Raw genomic sequence first — 20,067 nt, forward strand, 5'->3', positions numbered from 1 at the left:
CTTATAGCATCGATTCGAAGGTGTAATGAACGGCACCGGTATACGCGATCACACTCCAGCCAGACTGGTCGGATTGCTGGAAGCCGATCCCTGATGAAGCCGCTTAATGTGCTGCAGCAGTTCGCTCGTCAGGAACGGCTTGGTCAGGATCGGAATGCCATGCGCAGCAACCGAGTCGACGACTTCCGACCGGATGTCACCCGTCATGACAATGGCCGGGACACTCCAGCCAAGTGCCGCGCGCAGGATCTTAACGGTGTCCACACCGTTCGCCGATCCGCGAAGATTGTAGTCACATATCAGCAAGTCGGGACGAACCTCCTGCCGGCTGATCCGAACCAGCGCCTCGTCCGCCGTTGCAACCATGATCGCCTCTATACCGCGCGCTTTCAGCAGGCGGTGCAGCGAGGAGCGCACACTCGTCTCGTCTTCGACGACGAGTATCATGCCGGGGAGGTCCGCCCCTTCCAACCCTGGCGTCTGCGCGCTTTCGGCAGCATCGCGGCTTAAGTCTCCACGCGGAACCTCAATCGAAATCCCGGTGCCCGTGCCGGGCGTAGACCGCACATCGATCCTGTGGTCCAGCACCTTCCCCATACGCCTGACGATGGCCAGACCCAATCCAAAACCACCGCGCTCGGTGCCATGCGCACCCTGATAATACTCCTGAAATATGTGAGGCAACTGATCTTGCGCGATGCCGACGCCGCTATCCCAGACCTCGATCCGAACGTTGTCGCCCGCGCGCCGGCAACCCAGCAGGATTGTCCCTCGATCGGTGTATCTCACCGCATTCGACAGCAAATTGCGCAACATCGCTTCGAGCATCCCCTTGTCGCTGCGGACCGTGAGTTCGGACCGGACCAGGCGCAACCGCAGCCCCTTGTCAGCGACGGAATTGAGGAAATCGGCTGCCAGAGAATCAAACACGTCATTGATCGCGAAGTCGCTCTTCGACGGACGGAGATCTCCGGCCTCCAGGCGATTGACATCCAGCAGACTCGACAGAATGCTGGACATGGTGTCGAGGGATCGCGCTATTCCGCCGACGAGAGTGCGCGCCTCCCCGTGCGGCAGGTGCGGTTCAAGCGCCGATTGCAGGAATCGAAGCGTTTGCAACGGTTGTCGCAAATCATGGCTGGCGGCGGACAGAAAGCTGGTCTTTGCCTGGTCTGCCGATGCCGCCGATTTCCAGGCGCGGGAAACCTCTTGTTCAAACTGCTTCCGCGTCGTGACGTCGGTCGTCAGCCCGTTGATACGTGCGGGGCTTCCCTCCGCATCAAAATGCGTAACCGCAACCTGCTCCAACCACACTTCGCCGCCTGCATCCGGCCGCAGAAACCGGAATGTCAGCGAATGCGAGCGTTCGTCCGGTGAGGCGATGTTCAAGCGAGCGGTGACGGACCGGCGATCATCGGGATGGATCTGTCGCAGCCATTCATCGCTGCTGAGCGATTGCTTCGGGCCAAGCCCCAGGATTTCCACCGCGTTCTGGCTGAGCCGTATCAGTCCTGTACGAAGATCCCAATCAAAGGTTATTACGCCGCCGGCCCGAAGCGCTTCTTCCAGCCGCTGTTCTCTTTCGACGATCACGGTTTCGTGTATCCGCCGCTCGCTGAACAGCGCCGCCAGAACCAGCGCGCCGAACGAGATGGCCAAAATGGTCGCCTGGGCGGACAGGATACGCTCCTCAAGCGGCAACCGCGCATCGCCGAAGAGGCCGACGGCAAATATTGTCGTCCATACGACCGTGATCGCGCACATGAATGTTGCGACGGCCGTAAAGGCGGGGCGAACGCGGGCGGCGATCCACACGAACAGCGGACAGAGCGAGGCAATCGCCAGTTCGAGCGTCCAGGGCGCATAGGGAAGAGAGACCAGGAGCAAACATAGTGTACCGACGATCGCGAGCGCGAAGGCGCCCTCCACGATTTCGCGCCTTGGCGGAGCGTCACGCAGGAATGAAGCCAGCCCGATCACAAGCGGCGCGACTGTAATACTCCCCAGCGTCTCGGAAGCTACCCAGTTGCGCCATATAGTCACGGCGGATGAGCTAGACGGGTCAAAGAACACGAAGCCGAGCGTGCCGACGATACCGCTAACGAGGGATGCAGCTATCGTGGCGCCGAACAATCCGAAGACACGACGCAGCCTGTTGAGCTCAAATGGCGCGTCATAAAATCGCTGGATGAGCCCTGCGACAATGAGTCCTCCACCCGCATTGGCCACCGCGAAAAACGCCGTGCTGGCAAGATTGCGATCGCCGAGCAGATTGGCGGCGAAGGTGGCCGCGACCACGCCGACGACGACCGGCCACCGCGCGGTCGAACCGAGCGCCACCATGAATCCAGCCGCTATGCCCGCTGCCGGCCAGAACACCGCGACGCCGTCCGCCTTGTCGGTCAGAGCGAGGCTAAGACGCGCTGCAAGGAAATAAGCGACCGCGACCGCGATTGAGACGGCCCATGGTGGCCATGCGACCGACAAGGAACCCGAGGGTGCATCCGTTTGTGCAGTTTGTGCCAACTCCGAACGCATGGTGCAAACCCGGTCGGCATACGCAATTAAGTTTAAATTGCTGCTCGAATCTCTTCCGATGATTCTTCAATGAAATCACTCGCCCTCTCAGTATCTAGTCTCTGAGGAGGTCTGACAAGCGCAATCCGGTTCCCTGTGCAGCTCACCCGCGCACAGCCTTCAATGCCAGCCTTGTCGCGATGGAATACACGCCTTGCGTCGCCGATCGCCGTTGATGCCGAGCCGTCGCGGGATTGCATCCGCGAGGGTAGCGGCAAAACTCCTCACGCCTTCTTCAAAAACTCCGTGCGCAGCACCAGGTCCTTGACCTTGTCGGTGCGGCCTTCGATCTCGTCTTCGTTGTCGGTGAGGCGGATGTTCTTGATCACGGTGCCGCGCTTGAGCACGGTGGATGAGCCTTTCAGCTTCAGGTCCTTGATCAGCGTGACGGTGTCACCCTCGGCAAGCAGCGCGCCGTTGGAATCTCTGACCTTGATGTCCATGAATTACGTCTTTCCAAAAAGGCTGAAGTGCTTCTTTCTTCCTTCTCCCCTTGTGGGAAAAGGTGGCGCGCGAAGCGCGCCCGATGAGGGGTTTCTATCCGCGGAGACAACCCCTCACCCGTCTGCGATGCTCCGCATCGCAGCCACCCTCTCCCCCAAGGGGAGAGGGGAAGGAAGGCGTTCGCTCAGCCCAATTCGATCTCGTCGTTAATCTCGTGCGTGAGGCTGATGCCGCCAATGGTGAGAACCATTTTGGCCGGCAGTTTTTCGTTGCCCTTGAGGCGGCCGCTGGCGAGGGCGTCGCGGACGGCTTTTTCGATTTCGCGCTGCGAGGTGATGCCGACCTTCTTGAGAAAGCCGCGCAGGCTGGTGTTGAAAACGTCTTCGTTCATGATGACCTCCTGATCACGGCCTGGTCGGGTTGTTCAGCATTTGCTCGGCGAGGTTTCGCTGGGCACGGTCGGTGCGGGCGTTGGCATTGCCGCGTTGCACGTCGCGGTTCTTGCGGCAGATGACGTAGTCGTTCGACCCCGGCGCCACATTGTTGGCGCGGCAGAACGCATCGTCGTCGGCGCTGGTATCGGCCATAGTCGGCTGGCCCTTCTCCAGGCAGCCGGCGAGCAGCGGGGCGGTGAGTAGCAGCGCGATGAGAAGTCGAGCGGGGTTATGTCGCATGACTGATCCATGGGTCCGGTTTCGTCATTGCCGGGCTTGACCCGGCAATCCATCGAAATCAAGGCATTTTGCTGGAATGAAACCCGTCATTCCGGGGCGATGCGCAGCATCGAACCCGGAATCTCGAGATTCCCCGGTGCGCAATTGCGCACCTGAGGTCTGGTGCTAACGCACCATCCCGGAATGACGGTGCTAGCAGCTACACCCTGCCCTTCAGCGCGTCGCCGATTTCGTCGAGCACCTTGGGATCCTCGATGGTCGCCGGCATGGTCCAGGCATCGCCGTCGGCGATTTTCTTGATGGTGCCGCGCAGGATCTTTCCGGAGCGGGTTTTGGGCAGGCGGCCGACCGTGATCGCAAGCTTGAAGGCGGCGACCGGGCCGAGCTTGTCGCGCACCAGCGCCACGACTTCTTTCTCGACCTCCGCCGGGCTCTTCGAAACCCCGGCCTTCAGCACCAGAAAACCGCAGGGCACCTCGCCCTTGATCGCATCCTTGATGCCGAGCACGGCGCATTCGGCGACGTCGGGATGCGAGGCCAGGATTTCCTCCATGCCGCCAGTGGAAAGCCGGTGGCCGGCGACGTTGATGATGTCGTCGGTGCGGCCCATCACGAACACATAGCCGTCTTCGTCCTTGTAGCCGGCGTCGGAGGTTTTGTAATAGCCGGGAAACTCAGTGAGATAGGCTTCCCTGAAACGCGCCTCCTGCTCCCACAGCGTCGGCAGGCAGGCCGGCGGCATCGGCAGTTTGATGACGATCGAGCCCATGGTGCCCGCGGGCACCGGTCTTGCCGCCTCGTCGACCACGTCGACCTGATAGCCCGGCATCGGCACCGTCGGCGAACCGTGCTTGACCGGCAGCATGCCGAGCCCCACCGGATTGCCGGCGATGCACCAGCCGGTTTCGGTCTGCCACCAGTGATCGATGACAGGCACCTTCAACTGCTGCTCGGCCCATTCCACCGTCGGCGGATCGGCGCGTTCGCCGGCGAGAAACAGGTTACGGAATTTCGACAGGTCGTATTTCCGGATGAAGGTGCCATCGGGGTCTTCCTTCTTGATGGCGCGGAACGCGGTCGGCGCGGTGAAGAAGGCGACCGCCTGGTGCTCGGAGATCACGCGCCAGAACGCGCCGGCGTCCGGCGTGCCGACCGGCTTGCCCTCGTACATGATCGAGGTCGCGCCATGGATCAGCGGTCCGTAAATGATGTAGCTGTGGCCGACCACCCAGCCGATGTCGGAGCCGCACCACCAGACCTCGCCGGGCTTGACGCCGTAGAGGTTGAACATCGACCATTTCAGCGCGACCAGATGCCCGCCATTGTCGCGCACGACGCCCTTTGGAATCCCCGTGGTTCCCGAGGTGTAGAGGATGTACAGCGGATCGATCGCCTTGACCGGCACGCATGGCGCGGCCTTGCCGGCATCGAGCGCGGCGCTGCGTAATTGCGCCCAGTCGTGGTCGCGGCCCTCGTTAAGTTCGCAGGCCTGTTGCGGCCGCTGCAGGATGATGCAGGTTTGCGGCTTGACGCTCGACAGTCGGATCGCCTCGTCGAGCAGCGGCTTGTATTGCACGATGCGGCCGGGCTCGATACCGCAGCTCGCCGAGAAGATCAGTTTTGGTTTTGCATCTTCAATCCGGCTCGCGAGCTCCTTGGCTGCAAAACCGCCGAACACCACCGAGTGAACAGCGCCGATCCGCGCGCAGGCCAGCATCGCGAACACCGCCTCCGCGACCATCGGCATATAGAGGATGACGCGATCGCCCTTGGTGACGCCAAAATCCTGCATGACGGCCGCGAGCGTCTGCACCTCCTGCAGCATCTGCGCATATGTAAATTTGGTGACCGTGCTGGTCAGCGGCGAGTCGTGGATCAACGCCACCTGATCGGCGCGGCCGCCCGCGACATGGCGGTCCAGCGCGTTGTAGCAGGTGTTGACGACGCCATCTGTGAACCAACGGCCGTAGGGTCCCATCGTGGAATCGAAGATTTTCTTTGGGGCCTCGATCCAGTCGATTTCACGCGCCGCCTCGGCCCAAAATCCTTCGGGATCCCTGAGCGAGCGGGCGTGGATTTCGTGATACCTGCTCTTTCCGTGGATGTTCATGGCGTTTCTCCCGTGGCCCACCCACTCGTCATGCCCGGGCTTGTCCCGGGCATCCACGTCTTTGCTGCCAGTTGGATAAGCAAGACGTGGATGGCCGGGACAAGCCCGGCCATGACGACGGGGCGGCAATCATATTTGCCACGCATTGTCACGGGAAGCGGCGCGAGATCAAGCCGGAACAACTTGGCGATCGGCTAAAGCCCGACCACCATTCAGCGCGACTCGATCGCCAGCAATTGGTCGAGCCGTTCCTTCATGGCCCTCCGCAAATCGTAACCCGGCTGGCCGAAGGCGGCGCTGCGGCGGGCGACGAAATCATCCTGCTCACGCTGCAGGGCACGGGCGCGCGGGCTGTCGGCACTCGCATCGCGGACCACCTTGGTATTCACGGCACTGATCTCGCGGTCAAACTTGGCAAGGTCCGGACTGGCGCAGATCGCCTTTTCCACCGGCTGCTTCGTGGTGGCGCAGTTGAAGCTCGGCTTGTTGTAGACCGCCATCAGCGCGCCGAGACGCTCGAGTTCCTGCGCCAGCGATTTGTAATTGCCGCGCGCGGTGGGATGCTCCGGGTTGAGCTTGATCGCCACGCCGAAGTCCTGCAATGCCCTCGGCCGGTCGCCCTTCTTGCGCCAGAGTTCGCCGCGCGCGTTGAAGATATCGGCCAGCGCCGGATCGAGCCGCAGCACGCCGTCATAATCGGCAATGGCGCGGTCGATCAGATCCTTGCGATCGTTGGCGCCGCCACGCGCGATCAATGCCTTGATGCGGTCGGACCTCGCGGTCTTTTCGTTGCCGATCAACGCGCCGCAAATGCTGATGGTCTTGTCGTCGTCATTGGCCGCCGCCGCCGCAATGCAAGGCGCGGGGTCGACTTGCGGATCCCTGGCTGGCTCAGCGCCGGTTGCAAAGGCGGTTTGCACGAACGCCGTCCACAGCAGGGAAGCGACGACAATATTGCGGATGATAGGACAACCTCGCATCAACAGACCCGGAAAAACGCTCTCGACGACGGACAATCCTAGCAAGCGAGGTGCGCTTCCGACAGCGGCTAACGCGAATTTCGATTTTGGCTGAAACATGACGTCCGGGAAGCCGCGCTTTTCGCGTGCAAGTGTGTCTATCCATTGAAGAATTTTCGTTGAACCTTTCCCCTTCCCGGTCGACTCAAATCCATGACCATCCTGACCGACACGACTCCGCCGCGCGCGATCGCGTATTCCCAAACCGGCTATTTTTACTTCTACATGGCGCTGGCCTGCACGGCCGTCGCGTTTCTCGGCTTTGCCCCGACCTATTGGCTCCCGATGATGTCGCGATCGCTGTCAGCCTCGCCCGTCGTCCATTTTCACGGCCTGCTGTTTTTTGCCTGGTCGCTCTACTTTGCGTTCCAGACCTGGCTCGCCGCATCGGGAAATGTCACCCGGCACCGCGCAATCGGAATGATCGGCGTGTCGCTGGCGACCGCGATGACGATTTTCGGCTTCCTGGTTGCGGTCAACGCGATGAAGCGATCGGCGGCGGCGGGGCTGACCGGTGAAGGCGTCGCGTTTGCGATCGTCCCGCTCAGCGGCATTGTTTTCTTTGCGGTGGTGTTCGCGCTGGCCATTGCGAACATCCGCCGGGGCGAAACCCACAAGCGGCTGATGCTGCTGGCCGGCATTTCGCTGCTGGATGCGGCCGTGGCGCGCTGGTTTCTCACCTTCCTGGCGCCTCCCGGGCCGCTCGGCCCGCCGCCGGTGCCGGTCACCATCCCGCCGGCCTTCGTCGCCTATCTGCTGCTCGTAGTTGCCATCGTGCACGACTGGCGCACGCGTGGCCGCCCGCATCCGGTCTATATCTATGGCGGCGCCGCGCTGATCGCCGTGAAGCTGCTGAACTGGCCGATCAGCATGACGCCGATGTGGCACTCCTTTGCCGGCGGCATATTGGCGATGGCGCAGTAGCGGAAGCCCGAACCCGCGCTTGGCTTATGCGGACCTCGCCGTCATCCCGCCATCGACCACGAGTTCGAGCCCGGTGACGTAGCGGGATTCGTCGGAAGCCAAAAACAGCGCCGCATTGGCGACATCCCAGGCGTCGCCCATGTGCCCCATCGGCACTTGCGAATCCCTAGCCCGCCACATCGCCTCGACATCGCCCTTGGCATAACTCGCCGCAAGCCCTGCGGAGTGCTCGACCATCGGCGTTTTCATCAAGCCCGGCAGAATGCAGTTCACCCGGACATGATCGGCTGCGAACTGCACCGCCGTGGTGCGCGTCATCTGGTTCATCGCCGCCTTCGACGCCCCATAGGAGACGTAGGAAATGCCGACGTGACGGATCGAGGCGATCGACGAAATATTGATGATCGAGCCGCCGCCCTGCTTCTGCATCACCGGAATAACGTGCTTCATGGCGAGGAAGGCGCTCTTGAGATTGACCGCGAACACGCGGTCCCATTCGGATTCCGTCGTCTCGACCACGCTGCCCATTTCGGCAATGCCGACATTGTTGTCGAGCACATCGATACGGCCATAGGTCTTCAGGCACGCCGCCACCATCGCCTCGACTTCGGCGGCGCGCGAGACGTCGGCGGTGAAGGCCGCCGCCTTGCCGCCCTCGCCCGTGATGATCTTCACGGTCTCTTCGGCCGCCGCCGCGTTGCGATCGACGCAGAACACCTGCGCACCCTCGCGAGCAAAAGTCACCGCGGTCGCCTTGCCGTTGCCCCAGCCGGGCCCGATCGAACCCGCGCCGACCACCATCGCCGTCTTGCCCTTGAGCCGTTCCATCGACTTCTCTCCCCTTGATTTGGACGGGAAGTTGAACGGGCATGTGCCCGCGGTCAACCCATCCAGCGCGTGGCGGCCGATGCAACCCTCGCATGGATGTAACCATCCCAAAATCTCTCGATTTATGCCCTTGCAACGCCTCCCCAAACCGGCATGAATGCGCCGCCGTTAAAGGCCCCGGCGATCCAGCCGGGAGATATCAATGCGCTCCGGGGGAAGCATGGCCGCACAGGGTCAACCACCAGGCAATTCTTTGCCCAATGACGACGTCATCGCCGTTTCCGACGAAGCGTTGCATAAGGCTGAATTGTTCATCGAGGCCGAGGAAGGCGCGGCCAACCGCCTGATGGGATGGGCGGGGCGGATCTCGACCACCATTGCGGTGGTGATGAGTCTGTTCCACCTCTATGCGGCCTACGCGATCGTTCCGACCCAGGAGCTCCGCTACACCCACGTCGCCTTCACGCTGGTGCTGAGCTTCCTGCTGTTTCCGCTGGCGACGCGGTTTCGCAACCGGGTGCGCTGGTGGGACGTGGTGCCGGGAATCTTTGCGGTCGCGACCATCGTCTATGCACTCTGGGGCGGCGAGGACTTTACCGACCGCGCCACCTCGCCCGACCGCTGGGACGTCATCGTCGGCGTCGTCTTCATCGTGCTCGTGCTGGAGGCGACGCGGCGCACCACCGGGCTGATCATGCCCGTCGTGGCCGTATTGTTCATCGCCTATGCGATGCTTGGACCGCATCTGCCGGCGCCATGGACCCATCGCGGCTACGATCTGCCCCGGCTGGTCGGTCATCTCTTCATCACCCTGGAAGGTATTTTCGGTGTCGCGGTCGACGTGTCGGCGACCCTGATCATCCTGTTCACGATCTATGGCGCGTTCCTGGCGCAATCCGGTGCCGGCAAGTTCTTCATCGATTTCTCGCTGGCGCTGATGGGCGGCAAGGCGAACAGCGCCGGCAGAACCGTCGTGCTGTCCTCGTTCCTGCTCGGCGGCCCCTCCGGATCCGGCGTCGCCACCACCGTGATGATCGGCACCGTGGCCTCCCCGATGCTGGCCAAGGCCGGCTTTGAGAAAAACGCCGCCGGCGGTTTGCTGGCGGCCGGCGGCCTCGGCGCCATCCTGTCGCCGCCGGTGCTCGGCGCCGCGGCGTTCCTGATCGCCGAGTTTCTCAAGATCAGCTATCTCGACGTGATCTGGATGGCGACGATTCCGACCTGTCTCTATTACATGTCGCTGCTGTTCATGGTCGAACTGGACGCAAAAAAATTCGGCGCCAAGGACGTCAACTTCACGCCGGAGATGTCGCTCGGCCAGATGACCCGGCGCTATGGCTTTCATTTCATCTCGCTGCTCGCGGTGGTCGTATTCATGGTGATCGGCTATTCGCCGTCGCTGTCGGTGTTCTACGCCATCGTCGTAACCTTCGCGCTGAGCTTCCTGCGCAAGGAAACCGCACTGGTGCCGAGCAAACTGGTCAAGGCGCTGGCTGAAGGCTCGACCGGCGCGCTGAACGCGGCGACCACCTGCGCCTGCGCCGGCATCGTGGTCGGCATCGTGACGCTGACCGGCCTCGGTCTCAAATTCTCGGCGATCGTGATCAGCTATGCCGGCGGCAGCCTGCTGCTGACGGCGATCTACACCTCGCTGATCGTGTGGATCATCGGTCTCGCGGTGCCGGTGACCGCCTCCTACATCATCTGCGCCGTGATCGCCGCACCGGCGCTGATCAAACTCGGCGTGCCCGATTACGCCGCGCACATGTTCATCTTCTATTACGCCGTGCTGTCGGAGGTATCGCCACCAACCGCGCTGTCGCCGTTCGCGGCGGCTGCAATCACCGGCGGCGATCCCTACAAGACCACGCTGCAGTCCTGGAAATACACCTTGCCGGCTTTCCTGGTGCCGTTCGTGTTCGTGCTCGATCCGCAGGGCGTCGGATTGCTGCTCTCGATCCCCAAGGGCGGATCATGGCTCGACATCCTCGAAATCACGATCAAGACCACCCTGGGACTGCTGGCGCTGGCCTCAGTTGCCCAGAACTGGGCGCTGCGACAAAATACGCGGGTCGAGGGAGGCCTGCTTCTGCTATCCGGATTGCTGCTGGTATTTCCGAGTTTGATCGAGGCGATCGTCGAATGGATGATCGGCCGTGATATCAGCTACACTTACGTGCCCGGGCTGATCATCGGCTTCGGCGTGTTGCTGTGGCAGTCGAGAACGCGGTCGCCGAAACGACCGGCGCTTACAACTTAAGTCCAAGAATAACGTCAAGGATAAGGTCAAGGGAGTAATTGAGATGAAAATAATGAAAAAGACCGTGGCCGTGCTGGCTGTGACTGTTGCGGCCGGACTCGCCTTCGCCGGCATCGTCCACGCCCAGCAGAAAACGATGTCGATCGGCACCGGCGGAACCGGCGGCGTCTACTATCCGCTTGGCGGCGCCGTCGCCAACGTGCTGTCAAAGACCCTTCCCAACGTGCAGGCCACGGCCGAGGTCACCGGCGGCTCGATCGACAATCTCAAGCTGATCGGCACCGGGCAGAGCGAGATGGGCTTCACCATGGCCGATGCCGCGCTCGACGCGCTGCAGGGCCAGGACAAGTTCAAGAGTGGCAAGGTGCCGCTGCAGGCGCTGCTCGTGGTCTATCCGAACCGCATGCATGTGGTGACCGTCGAAGGTACCGGCATCACGACCATGGCCGATCTCAAGGGCAAGCGCGTCTCGACGGGTTCTCCGGGCGGCGCGACCGAAGTGATGGCGTTCCGCGTCATCGAAGCCGCCGGTCTCGACAAGGACAAGGACATGAAGCGCGAGCGGCTCGGCGTTGCCGAATCCGTCAACGCCATCAAGGACCGCAAGATCGACGCGTTCTTCTGGGTCGGCGGCATCCCGACCGCGGCGGTGACCGATCTCGCGGCAACGCCAGGCTTGAAGATGAAGCTGGTCGACCACGGCGATCTCGCCGAGAAGATGAACGCCAAATACGGCAAGCTCTACACGTCAAGCAAGATCAAGGCGGGCTCCTATCCCGGCTACGACAAGGACAATTCCATTACCGAGGTCTGGAACCTGATCGTGACCGGCGACAAGATGAGCAACGACGATGCCTACACGATCGTCAAGACGCTGGTGGAGAAGAAGGCCGACATCGTTGCCGTGCACAAGGAAGCCGAGAGCTTCTCGCTCGACAACCAGGTGCAGGACCGCTCGCCGATCCCGTTCCATCCCGGTGCGCTGAAGTATTTCAAGGAAAAAGGCATCGGCGGCTAAGCCGGCAGCCTGCAATTGCTTGATTGCATTTGACCGCGGCCTGCCAAGGGCCGCGGTCATTTCTTTGAGCTTGCTGCTTCTCGCTGCGGTCGCTGACGTCGCCCTGATCGGGTTTTGCGCCATGATGCCGGAGACCCCGAGGCATGACGCCGACGGGGGTGGTGGTCGCGCCGATTAACAAATACGGTCCGCCGAAATTTTGGAGGGACCGACATGACTTCGAAGATTATTCATCCGCACCGCCTCAACCGCCGCGCTGTGCTGACCGGCGCGGCTGCCTTTGGCGGTATGTCGCTGTTGCCGCGCCGGGCGGGCGCCGATCAATGGCCGACACGGCCGGTCAAACTGGTCGTGCCGTTCGCGGCCGGCGGCACCACCGACATCCTGGCGCGCGTGGTCGCGGCAAAAGTCTCGGAGGAATTCGGCCAGCAATTCATCGTCGAAAACAAGACCGGCGCCGGCGGCAACATCGCGGCTGAATTCGTCGCGAAGGCCGAGCCCGACGGTTACACCTTCGTGGTGGGAACGCCGGGCACACACGCCATCAACCAGTTCGTGTTCAAGAACATGAACTACGACCAGGCCAGGGATATCGCTCCGGTCATCATCATCGCGCGGGTACCCAATCTTTGTTCGGTCACCAATTCGCTGCCGGTGAAATCGGTCGCGGAGCTGATCGCCTATGCCAAATCGAAGCCGGGCGAGTTGTTCTACGGCACGCCGGGGCTCGGCAGCACCGCGCATGTCTCGACCGAATTGTTCAAGTCGATGACCGGCGTCGAGATGACCCATGTGCCGTACAAGGGCAGCGCACCGGCGCTGACCGACCTGATCGCCGGCCGCGTGCAACTGACGATCGACAATTTGCCGGCCTCGCAGCCGTTCGCCGAATCCAACTCGATCCGCCCACTGGCGGTCTCCTCTGCCAGGCGCTGGCCGGGCCTGCCGGATCTGCCGACGATCGCGGAAGCCGGCGTACCCGGTTACGAGGCGGCATCCTGGTTCACCATCGGTGCGCCGGCCAAGACGTCGAAGGAGATCATCGACAGGCTCAACGCCAGCGTCGACAAGTTTCTCAAGACCGACGACGGCATCGCGCGGCTGCGCAAGCTCGGCGCCGAGCCTGCCGGCGGGTCGCCCGCGGACATGCAAGCTTACGTGCTGGCGGAAACCGAGAAGTGGGGCAAGGTGGCCAAGTTCGCCGGCATCAAGCCGGAGTGACTATCGCGTTCAGCTGACGCCGCGCGTCGAAGCGATTCTTGTGTTCGGCGCGAACATAAACTGTGGTCGCGCCGACAAGCGACCACAGGCGTTAACGCGCGTCCAGCAATGAAACAGCGCACAAATGCACGCATCCGTTCATAGCGCACGCCACGACGGCAACGACAAACGGATGGGTCTCCATCGGGCTTCCGAGTTGCCATGTTACAGCCAGATGACTTGCCGCTTTCGTTACAATTCTAATTTCATTGGCGGCTTTAACCTTACCCGCGCATTCATCACCGCGTCCCTAAAACTCCATGATTAGCGCCGCTGCGCGGATGTACGACTAGCGTCGATATCTGTGCAGGGGGACGGAATGAATCTGATCAATGCTAACGCGCATGCGCGCACCGGTGGCTTCGGACTGCGAAGGGTGATGCCCCGCGCCTGCGTGGCCGACGCCAAGAAACACCTGCGGCTGTTCCTCTCTGACGCGCTCGAGGAGCTCGGCTTCATCACCAGCGCATGCGCTTGTGCAAGCGAATTGTCGGGAGTGCTTGACGCACAACAGCCTGACCTCGTCGTGCTCGGCGTGTCCGTCAACGGGACCGAGGTCGGCGAAATTCTCGAAGTTCTCGTCCGGAAGAATTTCGGCGGCAAGGTGCTCATCATCGGTCCACCGGACTCGATTATGGTAAAGGCGGTTCGGCAAATTGCCGAGGAATACGATATCGCGATGCTGCCCTCGCTGCCGACGCCCTTCAGCGCCGGAACGTTGCGGGCCAGCGTCGCTTCACTGCTGCCCACCGAACCGGCGCCGAGCCCGGCGGTGGACGTGGCCGAGGCGCTGAAGGCCGGGTGGCTCGAATTGTGGTATCAGCAAAAGATCAACGCGCGCACCCTGGTTCCGAGCGGCGCGGAGGCGCTGGTGCGGATGCGACACCCCGCCTGGGGGGTCGTTCCACCGGCGTATTTCATTCCGGACGACAAGGATCCGCATTATCGCGCGCTGTCCGAGTTCGTGATCGGCCGCGCGATCGAGGATTGGCATTACCTTCTGGAGCAGCAAGGTCCGGTGGATCTCTCGATCAACCTGCCGGTTTCGTTTTTAAGGGGCCGCGAGACGGTGCGCGACCTGTGTCTCGGAATGCCCGACCATCCCGCATTCGGCGGTTTGATCATCGAGATCGACAGCGCCGAGGTGATGGACAATCTGGATCTCGTGATCGACGTCGCCAGACAGGTGCGCCTGCATAATATCGCGATTGCCGTCGACAATGTCGGCCCGGAATGGCCGGCGCTCTTGGGGCTCCGGAACTTTCCATTCGTCGAGCTGAAAGTCGATCATCAGTTTGTCACCGGCTGCGCGGATGACCGCTTGAAGCAGACGGTATGCCGCCACATCGTCGAGCTGGCGCAGGACCATGGTGCGCGCGCCATCGCCCAGGGGGTCGAAACCCGCACCGATTTTCTCGCCGCGCATGACATGGGCTTCGATCTGGTCCAGGGCTATCTGTTCAGCAAGCCGCTCGGGGTCAAGAAATTTGCCCGCTCGCCCCCCGTGCTGCCATCCCCCTCCGGGCAAAAGCCGTGAGGGATCGTTCGGCCCGACTCAGCCGAACTTCATCAAGAACTGGCCCACGGATGAACCAGCCGCATGCGCGCGCGGCCATGTTCATCGAAATTCCCGTCCGCGAGCCACGCGGCGATGGCGGCGCGGCGCGACGGCCATTCGGCGGCGATGATCGAGTGCCACGCCACGTCGCAGCGACGCCCCTTGCTGAGGGCCGAGCCACGCCATGTCCCCTCCGGCGTAAAACCGTAGCGCGCCGCCGCGTTCAGCGACGCCTGGTTTGCCGCGTTGCAGCGCCAGACCAGCCGCTGGTACTGCAATTCCTCCATCGCATATTGCATCAGGAGAAAGATCGCTTCGGTCGCGGCCCGGGTTCGCTGCAGCCGCGGCGAAAACCAGATCGCCCCGATTTCGATCGCCCCCTCGGCCGGGTAGATATCGCACAGCGATAGCCAGCCTTGAGCCACGCCGCTGCTGTTGGGCCGCACCACCCAGAACGGCTGATCCGCCCGCCCGGCCAATTCGGTGACCAGCGCCAGCAAGTCGCACTGCTGCGCGAACGGCCCGTAACGCAAATAGGCAAAGGACGCGTCGGCGCCCTGCGCGGCGCGCCAGAGTTCGTCCGCGTGTCCGACGCGAAGCGGTTCGAGGGACACCGCGCGCCCCTCAAACGGAAGCCGTTCAGGAAACGGCCAGGGCGGTGGTGGCGAGCCCGGCGCGGAGGGGGCGGCTGTCACGCCCGCCGCCCATCAATCGAACTTCATGTCGAGACATTTCGAGATGTCGGAGCCGAGGCCGGACGAGATGATGATGCAGCCGCGCACCTTGCGCGCATTGTTGTCGCTGGCCCACACCGCATAGCCGCCGGGTCCGAAGAACGAGTTGGTGTTCGGCGGTTCGGTTTCGGTGGCGTCGAACGAATAGTTCGAATCGGTCTCGAAGATGCGGGGCTTCTTGGCGCAGTTGCCATCGGCCTGCACGTTGATGACTTCCTTGTTGTCGCGCGTCAGCGCCAGCGTGACCTGGCAGCGGAAATATTCCGAGGTCTTGATGTTGAAGACATACGCGTACGATCTGCAGGTCGCGGTGTTGAGCTTGCCGGGGCTCAGGCCGCGGCTGCAGGCAATCCGCTGGTTGTTGCTGAGCTTGAATTCGTCGGCCTGGACCGCGGGGGCCAGCGTCATGAACGACAGCGCAACACCAAAACCGATCTTCACGACGAGGTTCATCCGAATCATCCCTATAAACGTTTCTGGCAATAGCGCGTGTGTAACCGGAAACCGGAACATAGTCGCGAAGTCGAAGGCGGGAAATCACAAAGTCGCAGAGAAGGCGTGATGCGGCAAAGGTACCATTGACGGAATAATGACGTTCGTGATTTGTTCAATGAGATGGGACGGAAGCCAATTTGGCCGCTGGGAGGGATGACGATGACGAGAATTTCAACCAAAACCTTTTTGATCGCGGCCGCGCTCAGCGTGCTGACGTCGTCAGCATTCGCACAGGCCGCCGCACCGACGCCCTGGGAACTGAAGTCCGACATGGGCTATGCCTACGGCAAGGACGGCAAGACGCTTGCGTACAAGTTGGGCACCAGCAATGCCGGCACGCTGCTGAAGGGCGCCAAGAAAGTGCCGAAGGGCACGCTGTTCTTCGTCGGCGAGAACGGCCAGCTTTACATGCGGACCGGCCCCTACCTCGAAGACGACGGCAAGTTCAAGTTCGGCGCGAATTGAGGGGCGTGTTTAACGACCGCTTGTCGTCCCGGCCTTGAGCCGGGACCCATACTCCGCGGCACCAGTAATTCAAGCAAGGTATCTAACGCCACTGCCCAACGATGGGACTCGGCGTATGGGTCCCGGTCTTCGCCGGGACGACACCGCAAGCTTTACTAAAACGCCGCCGCCAGTTCCTTCGCACCTGGCTTGCTGCTGTTGACGTCCATCCGCTCGTCGGTGATCGCAAGCAGTTTTGCCACCGTGTTGTGGCGGATCGCGACCGGGTTGCGCTCGTAGCCACCGCGCTGGAAGAAATTCGAGGTCGGCACCTGCTCGCGCATCGCCTGCGGCATCGTCACCATGTCGAGACCGGTGCTGTCGCCGGTCAGGTTCATCATCTCGAGTTCGGCGGCGCTGAGCGGTCTGGTATAGCCCTTGGCGCGCGCGAACAGCACCGAGGTCAGCAGCTTGTGGGTCTGCAGCAGCGGGCCGACGTCGATGTCCAGCACCATGGCGTGGACCCCCCAGCCCTGCGGCGTGTTGGCGAGCTTTTCGTGCTCCGACCATTGCACCGGCACCGAGCGCGCGAACGCCACCATCCGCTTCAACACCGCCAGCTTGTGGTCCATCGCCTTGCGCGCCGGTCCTGACAGGCCGGAGGCCTTTTCCGTCAACGCCTTGACGATGTCATGCCCCTGTTCGGCGAGCAGCGAGACGGTGTTGGTGGTGAGCAACTGGTTGTAGCCAACCGCCGTCGAGATCGCGCGCGAGCCCGGGCGCGAGGAACTCAATCCGGATTGCATGTCGTGATTGCCGTTGCCGCCGGTCTCGAACGAATAGACCCGCACGATCTGCTCGCGCGTCAGGCCGGAAGCCAATGCGACGCGGCCATAGGCGCGCTTGAACTCGACCTCGCTGGCCGGCCGCTGCGGCGTAAACTGGAAATGCGCCGCGGCGGCTTGCAGGAAATCGGCGACCACCGGAAGCGGCTTGCGCTCGCGGGGCTTGTCGTCGGGCTCCGGATCCACCGGCCGCTTCGGCCCGTCGTAAAGCGGCGGTTGCGTCAGCACATAATCATCGAGCGTGATCGCCTGGCGCTCGCGCCGCTTGGCGTTGCGGCCGCGCCGTTTTTCGGCAATCGCGGTCCAGTAGGGTTCGGCTTCCTGCTCGAATGCGGCGCGCGCGGCCTGATACTCTTTCAACTTGCGGCGATATTCCGCGATCGCCTGCGGCGAGGCCGCCTGCGCCATCGCATCCGCCGTTGAGGCCGGCAGCGCGTCCATGGTCAAAGCCAGCGGCGCGCCCGCGGGAAGCGCGAGCGCGACAAGGCAAAAATAGAGGCGAATCAATTGCAGGCGCATCGCCTTGTTGTAGCAAGTGTCGGGCTCAAGTCAGCCCCGAAACGGCGCAGCGCCGTGCCGCTCACTCCTGCTCGACACCGCTGGTCTTGATCAATTGCGACCACTTCTTTTCATCCTTGTCGATGAAATCGGCGTAATCCTCCGGCGTGCCGGGTGTGATCTCGGTGCCGTCATTGGCCAATTGCCTCTTGACCTCGTCGGAGCCAAGCGCGTCGCGCAGCACCTTGTTGAGCTTGTCGATGATGGGCCGCGGCGTGCCGGCAGGCGCCGCGAGGCCGTAATACAGCGACGCATCGAAGCCGGCCACGCCCGCTTCCGCCATCGTCGGCACGTCCGGCAACAAGCTGGAGCGGGTCGTGCTGGTCACCGCGAGGGCGCGCAGTTTGCCGGCCGAGACGTTGGGGTGCGAGGCCGGGATCGGCGCGAACGCCATCGGGATATGGCCGCCCAACAGGTCGGTCAGCGCCGGACCGGTTCCCTTGTAGGGAATATGCACCAGCGTGATCCCGGCGGTGCGGGCGAAATATTCGCCGGTGATGTGACTGACCGTGCCGGCGCCGGCCGAGCCGAAATTGACCTTGCCGGGATTGGCCTTGGCGTGCGCGATCAGTTCGGCGACGGTCTTGGCCGGAAACGACGGATGCACCACCAGCGAATTCGGCGCATTGCCGATCAGGCCGATCGGCGCGAAATCCTTGCGCGGATCGTAGCCGGCGCTCTTGTAGAGCGACGGCCCGATCGCCAGCGTGCCGGTATAGCCCAGCACCAGCGTGTAGCCATCGGGATCGCTCTTGGCGACGGCCTTGGTGCCGATCGTGCCGCCGGCGCCGGGACGATTGTCGACCACGACCTTCTCGCCGAGCAGTTCGCTCATCTTGTCAGCGATGCCACGGCCGACGATCGAGGTCGAACCACCAGGTGCGAACGGAATCACCAGCGTGATCGCTCGCGTCGGATAGTTTTGAGCTTGCGCGCTGTTGAGGCTGGCGGCGAAACCGACGGCGATGATGACGGCCAAAGCGTTACCGCGCATTCAGCACTCCCTTGGGATCATTGTTCTTGTTGGCGTATGGTCGCTGAAACAGCCGACATCCGCAACCCGCGTTCCGGACGACCCTACCCATCGTCATTGCGAGCCAACGGGTCGCAATGACGGACTCAAGGAGCCCTATTTCCAGGCGAACACCGGCTGTTCCAGTTCGGCCACGCGGGTATTGCGGCCCGCCAGCACTTCACGGAATTGATAGATCAGCGCCGCCGTCGGCGCGTGGATGTGTTGGCCGGCGAGGCGAAAGCGGATCACGCGGCGCGTGCTTTCGGGAATTTTGGTGAAGCTGAACGCGTCTTGCTGCTCGATCTCGTCAAGCGCGATGCGATGCACGGAAGCCACCTCCGCCGGGTTCGGCATCGGCGCGGCCTTTGTGCTTACCCACACCACGACCGGCGTGATCAGATAGCCGGACCTCGTCGGATAGTCGTCGAGCAGGCCCAGCACATCGCCCTCTCCGAGCGCCAGGCCGAGCTCTTCATGAAGCTCGCGCAACGCCGACTGGACTTGCGTCTCGCCGGGATCGCAGCGTCCGCCCGGCAGCGCCCATTGGGCCGAATGCGAGCGCAGGCCCGCGGCACGCCGCGTCAGCAGAAACGCCGCCTCCGCACCATTCTCGCTTTCGGTGAGCGCGATGACCACGGCGGCCCGCTTCAGCGCAGGCTCTGGCTCATCCGCCGTCGCCCGCGAGAAAGCTGCAACGAGCTCTGCGATATTTCGCCGGGTGGCATCATCAAATGAACGGGCCATGACGCTTGACTACAATACTCCCGCGTTTGATGAAATGACTGTCGAGACATGACCGCCTGCAGGAAACGGAATGCATCAGATGACGACCAGGGCCGCCACGGAGAAGCTCAAATCCGATGGCTGGAAAATCGTCGAAACGACCGGCTTCATGCATCTGATCGGGCCGTTATGGGAAAGGCTCGTCGACGGCGAGCTTGAATTCGCGCTGATCACCGAGGACAAGCACCACAACCGCCGCGGCCTGGTGCAGGGCGGCGTGCTGATGACCTTCGCCGACCGCACCTGCGGCATCACCGCGCGACACGTCTCTGGCAAGCCGACGCTGGCGACCGTGCAGCTCGACACGCATTTCGTCGAATCCGGCAAGATAGGCGAGGTGTTGATCTCCAAACCGCACGTGGTGCGCGCGACCCGCAGCCTGATTTTCATCACCACCGAAGTCACCGTCGACAAGCGCTGTATCGCGATGGCGTCGGGCGTGTTTAAGATATTGAAGAATGATACGTAGCCCATTCTGTCATTGCGAGGAACGAAGCGACGAAGCAATCCACCTTTCTTGT

General features: G+C 62.5%; 19 protein-coding genes. 7 read left to right on the top strand and 12 right to left on the bottom strand.

Annotated features, from left to right (window positions below; translation table 11 throughout):
* Positions 1–48: 48 nt before the first annotated feature.
* The 6 genes from JQ611_RS35310 to JQ611_RS35335 form a co-directional block, all read right to left on the bottom strand.
* Complete coding sequence (locus JQ611_RS35310; RefSeq protein WP_212468045.1) at positions 49–2,538, bottom strand: ATP-binding protein; 2,490 nt, start codon at positions 2,536–2,538, stop codon at positions 49–51.
* A 263-nt stretch (positions 2,539–2,801) separates the two neighbouring features.
* Positions 2,802–3,020 carry an alkylphosphonate utilization protein gene (locus JQ611_RS35315; RefSeq protein ID WP_212265195.1) on the bottom strand — a complete coding sequence of 73 codons (219 nt, stop codon included), beginning with the start codon at positions 3,018–3,020 and terminating at the stop codon, positions 2,802–2,804.
* A 185-nt stretch (positions 3,021–3,205) separates the two neighbouring features.
* The gene (locus tag JQ611_RS35320; protein ID WP_212209855.1) at positions 3,206–3,412 is read right to left on the bottom strand and encodes a DUF6494 family protein; all 207 of its coding nucleotides are present in this window, start codon (positions 3,410–3,412) and stop codon (positions 3,206–3,208) included.
* A gap of 13 nt (positions 3,413–3,425) precedes the next feature.
* Complete coding sequence (locus JQ611_RS35325; RefSeq protein WP_212265197.1) at positions 3,426–3,695, bottom strand: hypothetical protein; 270 nt, start codon at positions 3,693–3,695, stop codon at positions 3,426–3,428.
* Positions 3,696–3,894: 199 nt separating this feature from the next.
* Complete coding sequence (locus tag JQ611_RS35330; RefSeq protein WP_212468046.1) at positions 3,895–5,805, bottom strand: propionyl-CoA synthetase; 1,911 nt, start codon at positions 5,803–5,805, stop codon at positions 3,895–3,897.
* Between the two features lie 212 nt (positions 5,806–6,017).
* Positions 6,018–6,785 (bottom strand): hypothetical protein, encoded by a 768-nt coding sequence (locus JQ611_RS35335; protein WP_212468047.1) that lies wholly within the window; start codon positions 6,783–6,785, stop codon positions 6,018–6,020.
* Positions 6,786–6,977: 192 nt separating this feature from the next.
* On the opposite strand from JQ611_RS35335, the gene JQ611_RS35340 reads away from it, so the two are divergent.
* Positions 6,978–7,748, top strand: a complete 771-nt coding sequence (locus JQ611_RS35340) for a hypothetical protein (RefSeq protein ID WP_212468048.1) — start codon at positions 6,978–6,980, stop codon at positions 7,746–7,748.
* A gap of 24 nt (positions 7,749–7,772) precedes the next feature.
* Here the strand turns inward: JQ611_RS35340 and JQ611_RS35345 are convergent, their stop codons facing one another.
* Positions 7,773–8,576 (bottom strand): SDR family NAD(P)-dependent oxidoreductase, encoded by an 804-nt coding sequence (locus JQ611_RS35345; protein WP_212265201.1) that lies wholly within the window; start codon positions 8,574–8,576, stop codon positions 7,773–7,775.
* Positions 8,577–8,796: 220 nt separating this feature from the next.
* Here JQ611_RS35345 and JQ611_RS35350 point away from each other — a divergent pair, with 220 nt between their 5' ends.
* The 4 genes from JQ611_RS35350 to JQ611_RS35365 all read left to right on the top strand — a co-directional run bounded on the left by JQ611_RS35350 (position 8,797) and on the right by JQ611_RS35365 (position 14,651).
* Positions 8,797–10,836, top strand: coding sequence for a TRAP transporter fused permease subunit (locus JQ611_RS35350; RefSeq protein ID WP_212468049.1), 2,040 nt, complete (start codon positions 8,797–8,799; stop codon positions 10,834–10,836).
* A gap of 43 nt (positions 10,837–10,879) precedes the next feature.
* Positions 10,880–11,854, top strand: coding sequence for a TAXI family TRAP transporter solute-binding subunit (locus JQ611_RS35355; protein WP_212468050.1), 975 nt, complete (start codon positions 10,880–10,882; stop codon positions 11,852–11,854).
* A 213-nt stretch (positions 11,855–12,067) separates the two neighbouring features.
* The gene (locus tag JQ611_RS35360; RefSeq protein ID WP_212468051.1) at positions 12,068–13,075 is read left to right on the top strand and encodes a tripartite tricarboxylate transporter substrate binding protein; all 1,008 of its coding nucleotides are present in this window, start codon (positions 12,068–12,070) and stop codon (positions 13,073–13,075) included.
* 358 nt (positions 13,076–13,433) lie between these two features.
* Positions 13,434–14,651 carry an EAL domain-containing protein gene (locus JQ611_RS35365; RefSeq protein ID WP_212386376.1) on the top strand — a complete coding sequence of 406 codons (1,218 nt, stop codon included), beginning with the start codon at positions 13,434–13,436 and terminating at the stop codon, positions 14,649–14,651.
* A 32-nt stretch (positions 14,652–14,683) separates the two neighbouring features.
* Here JQ611_RS35365 and JQ611_RS35370 read toward each other — a convergent pair whose 3' ends face one another.
* Together JQ611_RS35370 and JQ611_RS35375 are read right to left on the bottom strand one after the other, a co-directional pair.
* Positions 14,684–15,286: a GNAT family N-acetyltransferase gene (locus tag JQ611_RS35370; RefSeq protein WP_212468052.1), complete on the bottom strand. Its 603-nt coding sequence runs from the start codon at positions 15,284–15,286 to the stop codon at positions 14,684–14,686.
* A gap of 93 nt (positions 15,287–15,379) precedes the next feature.
* The gene (locus JQ611_RS35375) at positions 15,380–15,859 is read right to left on the bottom strand and encodes a hypothetical protein (RefSeq protein ID WP_212468053.1); all 480 of its coding nucleotides are present in this window, start codon (positions 15,857–15,859) and stop codon (positions 15,380–15,382) included.
* Positions 15,860–16,060: 201 nt separating this feature from the next.
* Here JQ611_RS35375 and JQ611_RS35380 point away from each other — a divergent pair, with 201 nt between their 5' ends.
* Positions 16,061–16,366, top strand: a complete 306-nt coding sequence (locus tag JQ611_RS35380) for a hypothetical protein (protein WP_212265208.1) — start codon at positions 16,061–16,063, stop codon at positions 16,364–16,366.
* Positions 16,367–16,521: 155 nt separating this feature from the next.
* Here JQ611_RS35380 and JQ611_RS35385 read toward each other — a convergent pair whose 3' ends face one another.
* The 3 genes from JQ611_RS35385 to JQ611_RS35395 form a co-directional block, all read right to left on the bottom strand.
* Complete coding sequence (locus tag JQ611_RS35385; RefSeq protein ID WP_212468054.1) at positions 16,522–17,709, bottom strand: hypothetical protein; 1,188 nt, start codon at positions 17,707–17,709, stop codon at positions 16,522–16,524.
* Between the two features lie 61 nt (positions 17,710–17,770).
* The gene (locus JQ611_RS35390) at positions 17,771–18,742 is read right to left on the bottom strand and encodes a tripartite tricarboxylate transporter substrate binding protein (protein WP_212468055.1); all 972 of its coding nucleotides are present in this window, start codon (positions 18,740–18,742) and stop codon (positions 17,771–17,773) included.
* Between the two features lie 135 nt (positions 18,743–18,877).
* A complete protein-coding gene (locus tag JQ611_RS35395) occupies positions 18,878–19,507 on the bottom strand; it encodes a CoA pyrophosphatase (protein ID WP_212468056.1) in 630 nt (209 codons plus the stop codon).
* 79 nt (positions 19,508–19,586) lie between these two features.
* On the opposite strand from JQ611_RS35395, the gene JQ611_RS35400 reads away from it, so the two are divergent.
* Positions 19,587–20,015, top strand: coding sequence for a PaaI family thioesterase (locus JQ611_RS35400; RefSeq protein ID WP_212265339.1), 429 nt, complete (start codon positions 19,587–19,589; stop codon positions 20,013–20,015).
* Positions 20,016–20,067: the final 52 nt, after the last annotated feature.

It is taken from the genome of Bradyrhizobium sp. AUGA SZCCT0182 (assembly GCF_018130185.1).
In the GTDB taxonomy this organism is placed as follows: domain Bacteria; phylum Pseudomonadota; class Alphaproteobacteria; order Rhizobiales; family Xanthobacteraceae; genus Bradyrhizobium.